The organism is Streptomyces sp. NPDC111802 (assembly GCF_055634335.1).
Genome location: NZ_JBVKCZ010000003.1, coordinates 303,336 through 319,208 on the forward strand (window position 1 = coordinate 303,336; position 15,873 = coordinate 319,208).

Genomic DNA, 15,873 nt, shown 5'->3' on the forward strand with positions numbered 1-15,873 from the left:
TGCGGGCTTACGGTGTCGAGTACCGGTCGGCGAGGCCGCGCACCCCGTCGCGTATCCCGTCGACCGGCACGACGAGACGAGGGGAACAGCCATGTCGAAAGGGCCGTCGAAGGCACAGGAGACCGCCGTCTACACGCACGGGCACCACGAGTCCGTGCTGCGTTCGCACACCTGGCGCACCGCCGCCAACTCGGCGGCCTATCTGCTCGACTCGCTGAAGCCGCACATGAGGATCCTGGACGTCGGCTGCGGGCCGGGCACGATCACCGCCGACCTGGCGGCCCTGGTCCCCGACGGGCACGTCACCGGCGTCGACCGGGCGCCGGAGGTGCTGGAGCAGGCCCGGGCCACGGCCGCCGGGCGCGGTCTGACGAACGTCGACTTCGCGGTGGCGGACGTGCACGCCCTGGACTTCCCGGACGACACCTTCTGCGTGGTCCACGCCCACCAGGTGCTCCAGCACGTCGGCGACCCGGTGGCCGCGCTGCGCGAGATGACGCGGGTCACCAGGCCTGGCGGCCTCATCGCGGTCCGTGACTCGGACTACGCGGCCATGACCTGGTATCCGGCGTCCCGGGGGATGGACGACTGGCTGGAGCTGTACCGCCGGGTCGCCCGCGCCAACGGCGGCGAGCCGGACGCAGGGCGCCGGCTGAAGTCCTGGGCGCTGCGGGCCGGGCTCACGGACATCACGGCGACCTCGAGCACCTGGACCTTCGCTACGCCCGACGAGCGGGCCTGGTGGAGCGGACTGTGGGCGGATCGCACACTGGCCTCCGCGTATGCCGAGCGTGCCACGCGGGACGGGCACGCGACGGTGGAGCGGCTGCGGGCGGTCTCGGCGGCCTGGCGGGAGTGGGGGCAGCGGGACGACGGCTGGTTCAGCGTGCTGCACGGAGAGATTCTGTGCCGTAAGGAAGCCTGAATCGTGTAGTGAATGGCGGACTGAATCGCGGACTTCTGGAAACCCGATGAGCAGGAGGTTGGATTATGGTTCCCATTCTGCTCGTGCTGCTACTGGCTCTGATTCTCTTCGGCGCCGGATTTGCGCTGAAGGCCCTGTGGTGGATCGCGATAGCGGTCCTCGTCGTATGGCTACTCGGTTTCGTGATGCGTGGCACGACCACGGCGGGCGGCAGGGGCCGCTGGTATCGGTGGTGAGTTGATTTCACTCCGGTGAATTGACGTCACTCCCGGGGAAGCAGTGGTCCCAGCGGCCCGAGGTCCAGATTCAGGTCCTCGGGCCGCAGCCCGTAGCGCTCCCGCAGTTCGGTCATACGGTCGTCGAGCAGCATCAGCGTCAACCCGATCCGTTCCTCCTGCTCCTCGCTCAGGTCGCCCTCGTCGAAGCGGCGCAGCGCCTGGCGCTCCATGAGCTGGCGGAGCAACTCCACGACCGTCAGGACGAGTTTCACCAGGTCGCGTTCCACAGTGTCGGGGTCCAGGTCCACCCGGTTACGACGCGAGGCCCGGTCGTGGTGCCGTTCCGGATCGCGATGCGATGCCGGGTCGTGGTGCGATGCCGGGTCGTGGTGCGGTCCCGGGTCGGGATGTGAAGTCACGTCAACTCCCCCCAAGGGGACGGGACCTGCTCGTTGACGGAGCTGATCAGCGCGTTCAGGTCGATACGGACGAGGTCGACGTCGGCGATGCGCAGGGTGATGTCCCCCGTGACGACTACGCCGCCGGCGAGCAGCCGGTCGAGCAGGTCCACGAGGGCGATCTCACGGCGTTCGACGACGGTCACTGCTCCACCTCCGAATCCTGACCGAACTCTCCCGTGAAGGAATACGCCGCCCAGGGGCCGGTGAGTTCGACTCGGATTCCCGGTACGTCGTCCTTTTCCCGGTCCACCAGTTCCACGAATTCCTCGGAATCCGCGCGCGACACCAGATAGGCGGCGTTGAGCACATTCTGACCGGACGCGGCGGAAAGCGTGGCGCTCTGCGGCGCGTGCAACCGGCGATCCTCGGCGAAAACGGAAAGCGTTTCGTGCAGCCGCCCGGCGAATTCCGTGGCCCGCTGCCACACATCCTCGTGAGCGCGCGTCTGCATACGACGCCGGCGCAGATAGTCACGGCCCGACTCCGCCTTGCGATCGGACGGGCCGGGCTCGGTGGGCTCGGTGGCTTCCGTGGGCGCTCTCTCGACGTACACCTTGACGCCCCACTCCACCCGCCCCTCCAGCCGGTCGAGGACGCGCCGGAAGTCCTCCTCGCGGGCCTCCATCATGGTCCGAAGGCCGCTGTCGTCCCGGAAGACGGTCGCGAGCCGCAGCGGCAGCGGGGTGGTGACGGCGGTGAGCGCGTCGATGACCTGCTGATGGGCGCGGGCGGTCACGGTGAGCCAGTCGAGGTCCTCCAGATGGGCACGCAGCGGCGCCTCGGCGAAGTCCGCCTCGGGCACCGTACTGACGACGGCGACCAGGCCGTGGTGCGTCAGCTGTTTCGGCGGTGCGCCGGCGACGCCCGAGAGCTGGGCCTGGAGGGCGGAGCGAAAGGGGCGGCACACGGCGTAGACGTAGCGCAGTCCGGTCATGGGGCCTCCTCCTGTTCCCGGGCGGCTTCCCTGGCAGGCTCCAGCTGGGCCAGACGCTCGCGCAACTCGGCGTTCTCCTTGGCGAGTTCGTTGCGGCGGGCGCGGGAGGACAACGCGGGGTCGTCCTCCCACCAGTCGATGCCCATCTCCTTCGCCTTGTCGACGGAGGCGACGATCAGCCGCAGCTTCACGGTGAGGAGTTCGATGTCGAGCAGATTGATCCGGATGTCGCCCGCGATGACGATGCCCTTGTCGAGCACCCGCTCCAGGATGTCCGCGAGATTGGCTCCGCTGCCCTGGCTGTAGGGCTCCGGGAGCCTGCTGGACATGGTCATCGCCGGCTCCCGCCGCTCGCGTACTCGGCTTCGTCCTCTTCCTCGGCTTCTTCCTCAGGCTCTTCCTCGTACTCGTCCTCGGGCTCCTCCTCGCCCTCGCTCTCCTCTTCCTCCTCCTCTTCGTACTCGCCCTCGGGCTCCTCGTCCTCGGCGTACTCGGCGCTCTCGCCGTCCTCCTCGTCCTCGTCCTCCGCCTCGTTCTCGTCGTACTCCTGCTCCTCCTCCGCGACCGCGTCCTCGTGGCTGCGGACGAGCTCGCCGTCGCGGATCTCGCCGCGCCAGCCGTCCTCGGCCTCTCCCTTGAGGGTGATGAAGCGGACGTAGTTCTTGAGGTCGAGCCGGGCGCGACGGCCCTGGGCGCGCCAGATGTTGCCGGTCTTCTCGAACAGGCCCTGGGGGTAGTACTCGATCACCAGCAGGACACGCGTGAGGCTGTCGGTGAGCCGGTGGAAGGAGACGACACCCTTCGTGGTGCCCTTGCCGCCCTCCGAGGTCCACGCGATCCGGTCGTCCGGCACCTGCTCGGTGGTCTGCGCCTTCCAGCTGCGGTTGGACCAGAAGACCTTCAGCTGCCAGTCGGACGTCGTGTCGTCGGCGCGGTTCGCGCTCTTCACGCCCTTGGCGAAGGTGCTGAAGTCCTGGTACTGGGTCCACTGGTCGTAGGCGGTGCGCAGCGGCACGCCGACGTCGATGTACTCGATGATGACAGTGGGCTTGTTGCCCGCCTTGCGCTTGTTCTTGCTCTTGCCGCCCCCGCCGATGTTCTTGAACGCGTTCACGACATTGTCCTTTGCGCGGGTGGCGCCGAGTTCCAGTGCGCTGCGCAGCGGCCCTTTGCCCTCGGCGAGCTTGCGCCCGCCGTCGAGGGCGAGCTGGGCGAAGCCGGGGCTGCGGCCCTCGGCGATGTCGTTCAGCTTGACCGTGGTCTCGCCGAGCTTGCGTCCCGCGCCGGTGAGCAGCCGAGTGGCCTGCACGGCGAGGTACTCCTGCAGTTCGGACTTGAGCCGGTCGGCCGCCTCGCTGTTGGCCAGGCCGGACAGTGGTTCCTTCGCAGCCCCACGGGCCGCGGAGCCCGCGGATCCGAGTGTCTCGGTCATGATCCGTCACCGCCCTTCGACCGGCGTGTCCCATCGGCGCCGCCGCGTGCCCCCGCCGTCTTCCTCGCCGCGGACCTGGCGGCGCCGGTCCGCTTCGCGGCCGCCTTCTTCTTGGGCGCCGTCTTCTTCGCGGGTGCCTTCTTCGCCGCCTTCTTCGCGGTCTTCTTCGCCGGAGCCTTCTTCGCCGTGGCCTTCCGGGCCGGCTCGTCGCGGTTCTCGTCCTCGCGGTCCTCGTCCTCCTCGGACGCCTCCGGCTCGTCGCGGTCCTCGTCCTCCGCGTCCTCCTCGTTCTCGGAGCCGAGGTCGGGCGTCGGCACCACGCCGGACAGCTGCTCACGCACCTCGGTGGTACGTCCGTGCAGCCGGTCGGCGAACGCGTCGAGCTGCCGCTCGACCATCGCGCCGGACGCCGCCTTGCCCACACCGCGCAGTTCCTCGCGCAGCTGGTCCCCGATCTCCTTGAACTGCGGGTTGTTCTGGAGCTGTTGGGACACCAGGTCCGTGACGGCCCGTGGGCTCAAGTGCATTCGCTTGCCCGCCACCAACGTGCCCAGAGCGAACGCCAGTTTCATCTTCTTCGTACGTCCGAGGACGTATCCGGCCCCTACCGCGAGGCCCAGTCCCACTCGGTTCATCATGCCGTCCCGTCGCTGTTCCCGTACCCTGCACGCAGGCCGATCTCAAGCCGGTCAAGGAGTTCGTCCTCCTGGCGGTCGAACTCCTCCTCGTCGATCTCGCCGGCGGTCAACCGCTCCTCGAGCCGTGCCAGTTCGGCGCGAACGGCGCTCGGGTCGTAGTAGAGGCGTTCCGCTTCCCGCAGCGCCTGTCTGATCACCCATCCGCTGCCGCGCACCGGGGCGAACGGCAACAGCAGTACCTCTCCGAGCAGTCCCACGGCCTTACTCCTCCATGCTCTCCACGCCGCTCGTGGTGCCCGCGGGCTCGGCCGGGCCGGGCTCGACGAAGCTGTACGGCGGCAGCGGGCCGTTGACGCGCAGTTCGAGATGCGGATGGCCCTTGCGCAGCTGTTCGACCGCGGCGAGGAACGCCTCGGCTCCGTCCCGGTCCACCAGGAAGGACACATTGGCGAGCCATCCGCTGGATTCGGGGCCGACGCTGACCGCGTCCGCCGCCGGTTCCAGGGTGTGCTGCACATCGGTCGCGTCCTCGGCCTCCTGGGCCTTGACCGCGGCGACCACCATCTCGCCGAGGTGGAGCCGCTGATCGTAAGTGCCGCCGCCGGCCTGCCGGTTGGCCTCCGTCATGGCCCGGATCTCCGGGTTCTGGGCCATGACACGGTGCAGGACCGCCTCCTCGGCATGGGACGCCTTGACGTTGTACTCGACCTTGCCGTCCAGTGCCGCCAGGCGCTCCTTGTAGTGGTCGCTACGCTCGGCGAGGACCGAGGTGACCGTCTCGTCGTCGGGGGCGACGCTGCCGAACCGCATGGGCAGCACGCAGCCGGCCGCCCCCACCTCGGCGAGCACGCTGGAGTGGGCGAGCAGTTCCCTGCGCTTGGGACGCAGCCCTTCGGGCGCGTCGCTGACGAGAGCGGCCAGTTCACCCTGCTTGAGCACGCGCACCGGGCGCGCCGGCTCGCCGATGCCGCCCATGTCCTCCGGAAGCGCGGGGTGCGAGCTCGCGGTGATGCCGTACACGTACGTGCTCACTCCTGCTCCTCCTTCCTGCGCGAGGTCGTGGACTTGCGGGTGCGCTGCCGGGGCCGCTCCTCGCCTTCCTCACGTGCCTGCTTGAAGGCGTCGGAGATGGTCTCGGCGGCACCGGACAGAGCCCCCTTGGACTTGCCGCGCGCACCGGACTCGGTCATCTCCCCGACCAGGTCGGGCAGGCCCGGGTCCTTGCGCGGCCCGGCCTCGAGGTCGAGCCGGTTGCACGCCTCGGCGAAGCGGAGATAGGTGTCGACGCTGGCCACGACGACGCGGATATCGATCTTGAGGATCTCGATGCCGACCAGGGAGACCCGCACGAACGCATCGATGACGAGTCCCCTGTCGAGTACGAGCTCCAGCACGTCGTAGAGGCCGCTGCTGCCGCCTCCGCCGCCGGTCTGCTGTGCCGGGACAACGGTCATACCAGCCGTTCCTCCTTGTCTGGGGTCGGTGTACTGGGCGTGGGCAGGCGACCTAGCGGCCGCCCGGCCTGTGTGCGTCGGAACGGCCACGCTCGTAGCGGCGCACGCGCCGGTATCCCGTGAGCTGTCCCTGAGGGTCGAGATCGACCTGGTAGCTCGCCATCAGGCTCATCGTGTCGGGTACGCGGGTCAGTTCCAGGACCTCTATCTCAAGGCTCCAGCCGTCCTCCGTCTGCTCGAAGGACGTCACCTTCTCCGCGTTCGCACCGGTGAGCTCGGCGAGCTGGGCCCGTGCCTGACGCAGGACCTCCATGGGGGCCGGCCGTTCGTCCGCCCCGCCCGTCTGCCGTCTGGATGATTTGGGTGTGTTCTGTGAATCATTCATGGGCGCCTCCTACGCCGAGTGGCCTGGAAGGCGCCGATCAAACCCCCGGCTCGGCTTATTCGGGCCGAGGTGTGCCGAGTTCCTCAGCCGCGCAGCGCTTCGAGCCTGCGCCGGGCCGGCCCCAGGGAGCGGGCCCGGCCCATCAGCCCGGCCCAGGGGTCGGTACGCGCCTTGTCCACTGCGTCCTCGATCGTCCAGCGGCGGGCGTCGAGGTCCGGATCGTCCAGCTCGTCCCAGGTGAGGGGGGTGGCGACGGGGGCTCCGGGCCGGGCGCGCACGGTGTAGGGCACGACCGCGGTCTGGGCGTAGGCATTGCGCTGCACATCGAGGTAGAGGCGGTCGCCGCGGTCCTTCTTGCGGGCGGCGGTGGTGAGCCGGTCCGGGTGGGCGTCGGCGAGCGTGTCGGCGACGTCCCGCGCGAACGCGCGCACCTGGTCGAAGTCGTCCTGCCCCTTCAGCGGTACGACGACATGCAGACCGCGCGAGCCGGTGGTCATCAGGGCCGACGGCAGCTTCAGCGCGTCGAGCAGTTCGCCGAGCAGACCCGCCGCCTCTCGGACCTGCCCGAAGTCGTTCTCGGCCGGGTCGAGGTCGAAGACCAGCCTGTCGGGGCGGTCGATGCCGCTGGTGCGGGAGAGCCAGCGGTGCAGGGTGAGGCTGGCCTGGTCGATGAGGTAGACGAGGGTCGCGGTGTCGTCACAGACCGTGTGGCAGACGGTGCCGCCCTCCTTGGGCAGCTCTACGCGCGTGATCCAGTCCGGGTAGTGCTCGGGGGTGTTCTTCTGCATGAACAGGGGCCCGTCGAGCCCGTCGGGGTGCCGCTCCAGCATCAGCGGGCGGCCCCGCAGATGCGGCAGCATGAACGGGGCGACGGACCGGTGGTAGTCGAGGAGGTCGCCCTTGGTGTACTCCTTCGCGCCCCCGCCGCCGGGAAAGAGCACCTTGTCGACGCGCTTGACCTCGACGGTACGGCGGCCTGCCCGCACCTGTTTCGTGGCGCCGTCGTCGGTCACCGTACGACCGCCTCCTCCACCAGCAGCTTCCCCGCGGCGGTGATGCCCATGGCGTCGATGCCGGCGGCGTGCAGCTGCTCGTCCGGGGAGGCCGAGCCCGGCATCATGCGTACGGCGAGCCGCACCAGTCGCGGCACCGGGCGCCCGTCGGTGAACGCGTCGAGCACGGCGTCGCCGATGCCGCCCTCCTCGTGGTGGTCCTCCACGGTGAGCAGGCAGCCGGTGTCCTCGGCGGCCCGGCGCAGGGTCTCCCGGTCGACGGGCTTGACGGAGTACAGGTCGATGACCCTGATCCGGATGCCCTCGCGGTCCAGGGCGTCGGCGGCGGCGAGCGCCTCGTGCACGGTGACACCGGCCGCCACGACGGTCAGCCGGTCGCGGTCACTGGAGCGCAGCACCTTGCTGCCGCCGACCGGGAACTCCTCGTCGGGGCCGTAGATCACCGGGCCGGCGCCGCGCGAGGTCCGCAGATAGCGGACGCCGTCGAGGCCTGCCATACGGGCGACGAGCTGCGCGGTCTGGTTGGCGTCGCACGGGTACAGCACGGTCGAACCGTGCACGGCACGCATCATCGCCAGGTCCTCAAGGCCCATCTGGCTCGGCCCGTCCTGCCCGATGGCGACGCCGGCGTGCGAGCCGACGAGGTTGATGCCGGCGCCACTGACCGAGGCCATGCGCACGAAGTCGTAGGCGCGGGTCAGGAAAGCGGCGAAGGTGGAGGCGTACGGCAGCCAGCCGCGCGTGGCGAGCCCCACCGCGGCGGCGACCATCTGCTGCTCGGCGATGTAGCACTCGAAGAACCGCTCGGGGTGTTCCTTGGCGAAGAACTCCGCGCGCGTGGAGTCGCTGACCTCGCCGTCCAGGGCGACCACGTCGCCGCGACCGGTACCGAGGGCGGCGAGCGCCTTGCCGTACGCGTCACGGGTGGCGGCCTCTTCTCCCTTGTTCCAGCTGGGCAGTTGGAGGTGCCCGGACGGTACGGCGTGCAGCATGCGGGTCGCGTGCGGCTCGTGGACCTGGATGCGCAGCTCGCGCGGCCCGCCGAGCTCGGCGATCGCCTCGTCGGCGTCGGGCAGCGGCTTGCCGTGCAGTCCCTCCCGGTCCTGGACGCTCTCGACGCCCTTGCCCTTGAGGGTGCGGGCGAGGATGACGGTGGGCTGCCCGGTGGTGGAGCGGGCCTCCCCGTACGCCCGGTCGACGGCGTCGACGTCATGCCCGTCGACCTCGACGGTGTGCCAGCCGAACGCCTGGAAGCGGCGGGCGTAGGCGTCGAGATCGTGCCCGTGCCGGGTCGGGCCGCGCTGGCCCAGCCGGTTCACGTCCACGATGGCGGTGAGGTTGTCCAGCTGCTCGTACGCCGCGTGCTCGGCGGCCTCCCACACGGAGCCCTCGGCGAGCTCGCTGTCCCCGCACAGCACCCACACCCGGTACCCGGTCCGGTCCAGGCGCTGCCCGGCGAGCGCGATCCCGACCCCGATCGGCAGCCCCTGCCCGAGCGAGCCGGACGCGGTCTCCACCCACGGCACCCGGCGCGGGGTGGGGTGCCCTTCGAGACGGCTGCCGAGCTTGCGGAAGGTGAGCAGCTCCCCGTCCTCGATGGCACCGGCGGCCTTGTAGGCGGAGTACAGCAGCGGCGTGGCGTGTCCCTTGGACAGGACGAACCGGTCGTTGCCGGGGTGGGCGGGCCGCTCGAAGTCGTAGCGAAGGTGGTTGGCGAGGAGTACGGCCATCAGATCGGCGGCGGACATCGACGACGTCGGATGCCCCGACCCCGCGGCAGCGGAGGCCCGCACACTGTCCACCCGCAACTGCTGGGCGAGCTCGGTGAGTTCGGCGGTGTTCATGTCTCTCCTTCCGAGGGCTTGGGCGAGCCGGTTTCGGGGGCTGCCGGACTTCGCGGGTGCGGCTTGTGCACCGCCGGGGCGTCGGAGGGCGGTCCGGGACGTGCCGAGGCGTCGGGGCGCATGACGGGGCCCGGGGGTTCGTGGTGCTTGGCGGCTTCGGGGTCCTGGACGGGGTCGGGGGGCTGGTTTTTGGCCGGTTCACCGCGGGGCTGACTCTTGGCGGGCTCTCCGGCGGGCTGCGCCTTGGCGGGTTCTCCGGCGGGCTGACTCTTGGCGGGTTCTCCGCCCGGCTGGTTCCTCGCCGGCTCTCCGCCCGGTTGGTTCTTCGCCGGCTCTCCGCCCGGCTGGTTCCTCGCCGGCTCACCACCCGGCTGGCTCTTCGCCGGCTCTCCGCCCGGCTGGTTCTTCGCCGGCTCACCACCCGGCTGGTTGCCGGTGGCTTCTCCACTCCCCTGCTTCTTCGCGGGCTCACCACCCGGCTGGTTGCCGGCGGATTCTCCGCCCCCCTGCGTCTTCACGGCACCCGGCTGATCCTTGGCGGGCTCACCACCGGCGCCGTTCTTCGCCTCCGGCCCGCCCGCCACCCGGGCAAGCTCCGGCGAAGCCGTGTCCAGGGGTACCGACCACGACCGTACGAGGCCCAACTGCACGGCCTGGCGTGGCAGTACGGCGTCCAGGAACCAGTCGGCGGCGACGCGGACGCGGTTGCCGGGCATCGCGGCGAGGTGGTAGCCGCGGGTGACCGCGCCCGCCGCCACGCCGGACAGGTGGACGCCGAGGGGATTGGCGGCCGCCTTGACGCCACCCAGGTCGACCACGAAGCCCATGTCGCGGTGGCGGTAGGCCCGCCGCTGCCCCATGCCCAGTGACGCGGCGACGTTCTGCGCCACGGCCTTGCCCTGCCGCCAGGCGTGCTGCGCGGTCATCGGGGTGTACTCGCCGGGTTTCTCCAGGTCCGGCACGGCGGCCGCGTCCCCGGCGGCGTACAGCGCCGGCCGGCCCGGAACCTGGAGGTAGGGGTCGACGAGCAGACGGCCCCGTTCCAGGGGCAGTTCCAGCGACTCGGCGAGCGGATCGGGCCGTACGCCGACGCACCACAGCAGCGTGCGGGATTCGACGAACTCGCCGTCGGTCAGCAGCACCCCCCGGTGCGTGGCCTCCTTCACGGAGGTCCCCATCCGCACCTCGACGCCCCGCTGCCGCAGCACCTGGTCGGCCGTGCGCGACAACTTCTCGTCCAGCTCGGGCAGGACACGATCGGCGATGTCGAGCAGCAGCCAGCGTGGCCGCAGGCCCGCCCGCAACGGGTGCCTGCGCACCTGGGCGTCGGTGAAGAGCTTGCCGTGCGCCGCCACCTCGGTCCCGGTGTATCCGGCGCCGACCACGACGAACGTGCAGCGCGCCGCGCAGGTCTCGGGGTCGTCGGCCACGGCGGCCAACTCCATCTGCCGGGTCACGTGGTCCCGTGCGTACAGCGCCTCGGGCAGGCTCCGGAAGCCGTGTGCGTGCTCGGCGACGCCGGGGATGGGCAGCAGCTTGTTGACGCTGCCCGCGGCAAGGATCAGCCGGTCGAAGGACAGGGTGCCGGCGTCGCCCTCGGGGCCGGTGTAGTGCACGGTCTGCCCGTCGAGGTCGATGCCTCCGGCCTCGCCCAGCACGAGCCGTACGTGCGGCAGGGTGCCGGAGAGCGAGACGGTGACCCGGCGCGGTTCCAGGATGCCGGCGGCGACCTGGGGCAGCAGGGGCAGATACAGGAAGTAGTCGGTCGGGTTCAGCAGGGTGATGTCGGCCTTGTGCCGGGTGAGCCGGGACAGGGTGCGGGCTGCCCGGAATCCGGCGAATCCGGCGCCGACGATCACGATGCGGGGTCGACTCACGTTGGGCCTCCGACGCTGTCGCGTACCTCGGGAGCCTTCCGCGTCCCCCTGGTCAGGGCCCCCAAACGTGGTCCACGCCCGCCCGCCGGTTTCCGGCACGTCCAACAACCGGCCCGGGTTGCCGTCCGGACCTCCGGGTACCCGGTGGGGCGACCCGCCACCGCCGCCGACGCGGCCCTTCCGGAGGTTTCCCCCATGCCCCAGTACGGCTGCTGCTTCCTTCGTGTCGCCGGTGATCGCCGGGCTTCGGCGGTGGCGAGGGGCGGACGGACGTCATGAAACTCCATCTCCCCGTCGTCTCCGTCTATACGGTGCCCACCGACGCCCCCGAGGCGGACGGCACCCTGGCCTGGAGCGCCACGACCGTGGTGATCGCCGAGGTGACGGCGGGCGACGCGACCGGCACCGGCTGGACGTACGGCCCGGCGGCGGTCGGCGACTTCCTGCGCGACCATCTCGCGCCGCTGGTCGAGGGCCGTAACGCCCTGGACATCCCGGCCGTGCACGAGGCGATGTGCCGCGCCGTCCGCAACGCCGGCCGGCCGGGCGTCGCCGGGTGTGCGATCTCGGCGCTGGACATCGCCCTGTGGGACCTCAAGGCCCGCCTGCTGGAACTGCCCCTGGCCCGGCTGCTCGGCACCTGCCGCGAACGCGTTCCGGTCTACGGCAGCGGCGGCTTCACGACGTACCACGACAAGCACCTGGCGGCGCAGTTGAACGGCTGGGTGCACGGTCAGCACATCCCGCGCGTGAAGATCAAGATCGGACAGGACCGGGGCGGGGCGGTGCTGCGCGATGTGGCCCGGGTCCGGGCCGCCCGTCAGGTGATCGGCTCCGAGGCCGAGTTGTACGTGGACGCCAACGGCGCCTACACCCGCAAACAGGCGATCCGTGTCGGCCACGCCCTCGCCGGTCACGGTGTCGGCTGGTTCGAGGAGCCGGTGTCCTCGGACGACCTCGCCGGTCTGCGTCTGATCCGAGACACCCTGCCGTGCGACGTCACGGCCGGCGAGTACGGCTACGACCTGCCGTACTTCGCCCGCATGATCGCGGCGGGCGCCGTCGACTGTCTGCAGATCGACGCCACCCGCTGCGGCGGCCTCACGGAGTTCCTCCGCACCGCCGCTCTCGCCCAGGCCCACGGCCTGGAGGTCTCGGCCCACTGCGCCCCGCACGCCCACGCCGCCGTGTCCGCGGCGCTTCCCAACCTCCGCCACATCGAGTGGTTCCACGACCACGTCCGTATCGAGGACATGTTCTTCGACGGCGCCCTGGACCCCACGGGCGGCACGATCGCCCCGGTCCAGGGCGTGGGGCACGGCCTGACGCTGCGGGCGGAGGAAGTCCAGGAGTACCGGGTCGCCTAGCGACCGGTCACCCGATGACCAGCGAGGCCGGGGCGAGCGAGACGAGCCAGTCGTCGCGCCGCCAGAACCCCGGCACCGACCACGACCGCCTGTCCCACCCGGCCACGATTGCGGGAGAGCCACTCCTGTGGGGCGGCCGGATGAGACTCCTCGTCGAAGCGGCCATGCGCGCCGAAGTCCCGGCCGTGCGGCCCGTCCGCCGGCGTCCACAGGTTGCCCGGCCCCGGCGGCGCGCCCTCGTCCGGCTCGCCCTCGTCGCGCTGGGCCTCGAAGCCGGTCCTCGCCAGATACCGGTCCAGCAGCCCGGGTACGACCGCGTTGGCGAACAGCGTCGCCACCGTCGAACCGCCGACCCAGTACTCCCGCCGCCGCCCGTGCCCGGCCGCGTGCACGATCGCCCGCGCGGCCACCTCCGGCTGGTACACCGGGGCCACCGGCCGGGCGCGTCCCGGCATCCGGTTCAACACCCAGTCGAACTGCGGGGTGTTGACGGCCGGCAGCTGCACCATCGTCGTACGCACCCGGCTCCGCTCGTGGAGCAGCTCGCACCGCAGCGACTCGTTGAATCCCTGAATGGCGTGCTTCGCCCCGCAGTACGCCGACTGCAGGGGAATCCCCCGGTAGGCGAGCGCCGATCCGACCTGCACGATCGTGCCCCGGTCGCGCGGCAGCATGTGCCGCAGGGCGGCCCGGGTGCCGAACACATAGCCCAGGTACGTCACTTCGGTCACCCTGCGGAACTCGTCCGGGGTGACCTCGGTGAACGGCGCGTAGATCCCGGCGAAGGCGTTGTTGACCCAGACGTCGATGTGCCCGAACGCGTCGGCGACCCGCTGGGCCGCGTCCTCGACGGCCTTGGGGTCAGCCATGTCCACGGTGACGGCCAGCGCCTCACCGCCGGCCTGTTGCACCTCGTCCGCCGCCGCGGCGAGGCCCTCACGACCCCGCGCGAGCAGGGCGACCCGGTCGCCGCGCGCGGCGAAGGCCCGGGCCGCAGCCCGGCCCACGCCTCCGCTGGCGCCGGTCACCACCACGACCCTGCCGCGCTTCGGCAGGGCCCCTTCCCACGGCCCGCGCACGCCGCCTCACGCCCGGTGGTGCGGCTGCTCGGGGTCGATGTCGTCCGGATACGGCTTCCGCGCTTCGGTCGGGTCCGGCGCGCCCGCCGGCGGTCCGGGCGGCATCGGCGGGTACGGCACACCACCCAGCCCGCTCGGCGCGGCGGACGGAGCCGTGCCGCCGACGGTGCGGCCGTGCGCCGCGTCGGTCGGTACGCCCGTGTGCCGGGACGCCGACGGGCGGGCCGCGCCGCGCAGCACGTAGGCCAGCACGCCGAGGATGGCCGCGGTGATCAGGGCGGCCGCCCAGTCCGGCAGCCCGGCGGCGAGGCCGAATCCCAGCGCGAGCGCGAGGGCCGCGCCCGCGTACAGGGCGACGGCGCCGGACGCGGCGTAGAGCGTGGCCCGGCGGCGCTGCCTGCGCGTCTGCTCGCGCAGTTCGTCCCGTATGGTCTCGCGCGCCACCTGCGCCAGCTCGTCGACCAGGTGCTTGTCCAGATGCTCAAGATGATCCAAGCGGTCCATGGCCGCCGAGTACCCGTACAGGCGTACGCATAACGGGGAGTGAGGGGATCGCGTGAAACGATCTCCCCACCCGGCCGCCGCCAACTAGGCTTCCCACATGGACATTCTGGGAGCCACGCTGCGCGTGTGCGTCGATGATCTGGAGGCCGCGGTCCCCTTCTACGAACGCCTCGCGGGCGGCACCGCGCTCCGCTTCGAACGCGGCGGCGTCCAGGTGGCGGCGATCGGGTGCTTCCTGCTGATGAGCGGCCCGGAGGCCGAGCTGGAGGTGCTGCGCAAGGTCGCGGCGACGATCGCCGTCAAGGACGTCGAGGAGACGCACCAGGTGCTCAGCGAGCTGGGTGCCCGGATCATCGCGGGCCCGGTGCCGACGCCGGTGGGCCGCAACCTGATCGCGATGCACCCGGACGGGTCGATCTACGAGTACGCGGACCGTCAGGCCTGATCGAGAGCCGACACCACGATGTCGGACAGGTTGGGAGGGGCGTCGAGCACGACGATATTCCGCATGCGGTTCAACCTCGTCGACGTACAGTCGACGCTCCACGCCAATCCACGGGAGCGGGAGCATGAGCGAGCAGCACACCTACCGGGTGATCGTCCGGGGCACCTGGGACGGCCTCACCGACGAGGCCCGGACGCGGCTGCTCGCCGAGGCCGCCGAGCACGGCCTGAGCAGCATGCGGTTCTCCGAGGAGGGGTCGCTGTCCTACGAGCCGTCCCCACTCAAGCACTTCTCGATGCGCTACGTCGTGATCTCCGACGCGGCGGACGGCGAGGAGATGGCCGGTGCCATCGCCGAGGACCGGGCGGGGACCGCGCTCCGGGAGCTGGGCTACGGCTTCCGCGATCTGAAGTCCACGGTCACCGACCTCGACACCATGAAGATCAACTTCAAGCCCGCATCTCGGCGGTGATCGCCCACCGCTCATGGTCGCGCCACGCCCCGTCGACGAAGAGCATGCCCGGCGAGAAGCCCTCCTGGCGGAAGCCGCAGGCGCGGGCGAGGGCGATGGAGGCGGTGTTGGCGGGCTGGACGTTGATCTCCAGGCGGTGCAGCCGCATCGGCCCGAAGGCGTGGCCCACCACCAGATCGAGGCCCTCCCGCATGAGGCCGCGCCCGGCCGCGTGGGCGAAGACGCCGTAGCCGAGGGCACCGCTCTGGAAGGCGCCCTGGACGATGTTGTTGATGTTGATGAACCCGGCGATGCCCTCGCCGTCGTCCTTCGAGCAGATTAGGAACCCCGCCTTGGTCGGATCCTCGATCAGCCGCCCGGCGTAGGCGGCGTATGACGCGGCGCCGTCCGGCGGGAAGAGCCACGGTTGGTGCAGCTCCTTGCTCTCCCGGGCACGCGCCGTGAACTCGGCGCCGTCCTCGTGGGTGAAGGGACGTATGCCCACGCGGGGGCCTTCGGCGAGGTAGCGGGACGCGGGGTGCGGCATTGCGCCAGCGTACGACCCGCTAGCGGCGCCGTCGCATGAAATACGCCCCGAACAGTGCGCCGATGACGCCCGTGCCGAGCAGCGCCAGCCACAGCGGCATCGTCACCAGGGGGATCAGCAGCCGGATCTCGGTCCTGCCGGTGTTCTCGAAGATGAGGACCAGGGCGAGGACGGCGAGCACCAGCACGGTGATCCTGGCAGGGGTCATCGCCCCGGCCAGGCCACCCCACTTCCCGCCGGCCCTCGTGCCGCTCTCCGACGTCTTCGTGGTCATACCACCAAGGATGCTCCCGAGGACG

The 15,873-nt window shown here is 71.1% G+C and carries 22 protein-coding genes; 5 read left to right on the plus strand and 17 right to left on the minus strand.

Features of this window, described 5'->3' with window-relative positions:
- Positions 1-91 precede the first annotated feature (91 nt).
- Positions 92-925 (plus strand): class I SAM-dependent methyltransferase, encoded by an 834-nt coding sequence (locus ACZ7NC_RS04660; RefSeq protein ID WP_471484845.1) that lies wholly within the window; start codon positions 92-94, stop codon positions 923-925.
- Between the two features lie 65 nt (positions 926-990).
- On the plus strand, positions 991-1,161 hold the full coding sequence (locus tag ACZ7NC_RS04665) for a hypothetical protein (protein ID WP_062702272.1): 171 nt from the start codon (positions 991-993) through the stop codon (positions 1,159-1,161).
- Positions 1,162-1,187: 26 nt separating this feature from the next.
- On the opposite strand, the gene ACZ7NC_RS04670 is transcribed toward ACZ7NC_RS04665, so the two are convergent.
- The 13 genes from ACZ7NC_RS04670 to ACZ7NC_RS04730 form a co-directional block, all read right to left on the minus strand.
- On the minus strand, positions 1,188-1,451 hold the full coding sequence (locus tag ACZ7NC_RS04670) for a gas vesicle protein K (protein WP_266453027.1): 264 nt from the start codon (positions 1,449-1,451) through the stop codon (positions 1,188-1,190).
- A 107-nt stretch (positions 1,452-1,558) separates the two neighbouring features.
- A complete protein-coding gene (locus tag ACZ7NC_RS04675; protein ID WP_031475810.1) occupies positions 1,559-1,747 on the minus strand; it encodes a gas vesicle protein in 189 nt (62 codons plus the stop codon).
- The gene (locus tag ACZ7NC_RS04680; protein WP_471484846.1) at positions 1,744-2,538 is read right to left on the minus strand and encodes a GvpL/GvpF family gas vesicle protein; all 795 of its coding nucleotides are present in this window, start codon (positions 2,536-2,538) and stop codon (positions 1,744-1,746) included. The genes ACZ7NC_RS04675 and ACZ7NC_RS04680 overlap by 4 nt, the downstream gene beginning before the upstream one ends.
- Positions 2,535-2,873: a gas vesicle protein gene (locus tag ACZ7NC_RS04685; RefSeq protein ID WP_471484847.1), complete on the minus strand. Its 339-nt coding sequence runs from the start codon at positions 2,871-2,873 to the stop codon at positions 2,535-2,537. The genes ACZ7NC_RS04680 and ACZ7NC_RS04685 overlap by 4 nt, the downstream gene beginning before the upstream one ends.
- Positions 2,870-3,970 (minus strand): SRPBCC family protein, encoded by a 1,101-nt coding sequence (locus ACZ7NC_RS04690; protein ID WP_471484849.1) that lies wholly within the window; start codon positions 3,968-3,970, stop codon positions 2,870-2,872. The genes ACZ7NC_RS04685 and ACZ7NC_RS04690 overlap by 4 nt, the downstream gene beginning before the upstream one ends.
- Positions 3,967-4,605, minus strand: coding sequence for a DNA primase (locus ACZ7NC_RS04695; RefSeq protein ID WP_471484851.1), 639 nt, complete (start codon positions 4,603-4,605; stop codon positions 3,967-3,969). The genes ACZ7NC_RS04690 and ACZ7NC_RS04695 overlap by 4 nt, the downstream gene beginning before the upstream one ends.
- Complete coding sequence (locus ACZ7NC_RS04700) at positions 4,605-4,865, minus strand: gas vesicle protein GvpG (protein ID WP_471484853.1); 261 nt, start codon at positions 4,863-4,865, stop codon at positions 4,605-4,607. The genes ACZ7NC_RS04695 and ACZ7NC_RS04700 overlap by 1 nt, the downstream gene beginning before the upstream one ends.
- A 4-nt stretch (positions 4,866-4,869) precedes the next feature.
- Complete coding sequence (locus tag ACZ7NC_RS04705; protein ID WP_471484855.1) at positions 4,870-5,640, minus strand: GvpL/GvpF family gas vesicle protein; 771 nt, start codon at positions 5,638-5,640, stop codon at positions 4,870-4,872.
- A complete protein-coding gene (locus ACZ7NC_RS04710) occupies positions 5,637-6,062 on the minus strand; it encodes a gas vesicle structural protein GvpA (RefSeq protein WP_471484856.1) in 426 nt (141 codons plus the stop codon). Before ACZ7NC_RS04710 ends, ACZ7NC_RS04705 begins: the two co-directional genes overlap by 4 nt.
- A 52-nt stretch (positions 6,063-6,114) precedes the next feature.
- A complete protein-coding gene (locus tag ACZ7NC_RS04715; RefSeq protein ID WP_471484857.1) occupies positions 6,115-6,447 on the minus strand; it encodes a gas vesicle protein GvpO in 333 nt (110 codons plus the stop codon).
- A gap of 83 nt (positions 6,448-6,530) precedes the next feature.
- Positions 6,531-7,460, minus strand: a complete 930-nt coding sequence (gene ligD / locus ACZ7NC_RS04720) for a non-homologous end-joining DNA ligase (RefSeq protein ID WP_471484858.1) — start codon at positions 7,458-7,460, stop codon at positions 6,531-6,533.
- Entirely contained in the window at positions 7,457-9,304 is a 1,848-nt protein-coding gene (locus ACZ7NC_RS04725; RefSeq protein WP_471484860.1) for a transketolase, read from the minus strand. Before ACZ7NC_RS04725 ends, ligD begins: the two co-directional genes overlap by 4 nt.
- Positions 9,301-11,181: an NAD(P)/FAD-dependent oxidoreductase gene (locus ACZ7NC_RS04730; RefSeq protein WP_471484862.1), complete on the minus strand. Its 1,881-nt coding sequence runs from the start codon at positions 11,179-11,181 to the stop codon at positions 9,301-9,303. The genes ACZ7NC_RS04725 and ACZ7NC_RS04730 overlap by 4 nt, the downstream gene beginning before the upstream one ends.
- A 275-nt stretch (positions 11,182-11,456) precedes the next feature.
- On the opposite strand from ACZ7NC_RS04730, the gene ACZ7NC_RS04735 reads away from it, so the two are divergent.
- Positions 11,457-12,548, plus strand: coding sequence for an enolase C-terminal domain-like protein (locus ACZ7NC_RS04735; RefSeq protein ID WP_471484864.1), 1,092 nt, complete (start codon positions 11,457-11,459; stop codon positions 12,546-12,548).
- Here the strand turns inward: ACZ7NC_RS04735 and ACZ7NC_RS04740 are convergent.
- Both ACZ7NC_RS04740 and ACZ7NC_RS04745 read right to left on the minus strand, forming a co-directional pair.
- Positions 12,545-13,603: an SDR family oxidoreductase gene (locus ACZ7NC_RS04740; RefSeq protein ID WP_471484930.1), complete on the minus strand. Its 1,059-nt coding sequence runs from the start codon at positions 13,601-13,603 to the stop codon at positions 12,545-12,547. The two genes, ACZ7NC_RS04735 and ACZ7NC_RS04740, sit on opposite strands and share 4 nt — an antisense overlap.
- 30 nt (positions 13,604-13,633) lie before the next feature.
- Entirely contained in the window at positions 13,634-14,131 is a 498-nt protein-coding gene (locus ACZ7NC_RS04745; protein WP_471484865.1) for a phage holin family protein, read from the minus strand.
- 97 nt (positions 14,132-14,228) lie between these two features.
- On the opposite strand from ACZ7NC_RS04745, the gene ACZ7NC_RS04750 reads away from it, so the two are divergent.
- Positions 14,229-14,576, plus strand: a complete 348-nt coding sequence (locus ACZ7NC_RS04750) for a VOC family protein (protein ID WP_383407315.1) — start codon at positions 14,229-14,231, stop codon at positions 14,574-14,576.
- 124 nt (positions 14,577-14,700) lie between these two features.
- Positions 14,701-15,048, plus strand: coding sequence for a DUF6204 family protein (locus ACZ7NC_RS04755; protein WP_471484867.1), 348 nt, complete (start codon positions 14,701-14,703; stop codon positions 15,046-15,048).
- Here the strand turns inward: ACZ7NC_RS04755 and ACZ7NC_RS04760 are convergent.
- Together ACZ7NC_RS04760 and ACZ7NC_RS04765 are read right to left on the minus strand one after the other, a co-directional pair.
- Positions 15,026-15,574, minus strand: coding sequence for a GNAT family N-acetyltransferase (locus ACZ7NC_RS04760; RefSeq protein ID WP_471484869.1), 549 nt, complete (start codon positions 15,572-15,574; stop codon positions 15,026-15,028). The two genes, ACZ7NC_RS04755 and ACZ7NC_RS04760, sit on opposite strands and share 23 nt — an antisense overlap.
- Positions 15,575-15,593: 19 nt before the next feature.
- Positions 15,594-15,848: a LapA family protein gene (locus ACZ7NC_RS04765; RefSeq protein WP_471484871.1), complete on the minus strand. Its 255-nt coding sequence runs from the start codon at positions 15,846-15,848 to the stop codon at positions 15,594-15,596.
- Positions 15,849-15,873: the final 25 nt, after the last annotated feature.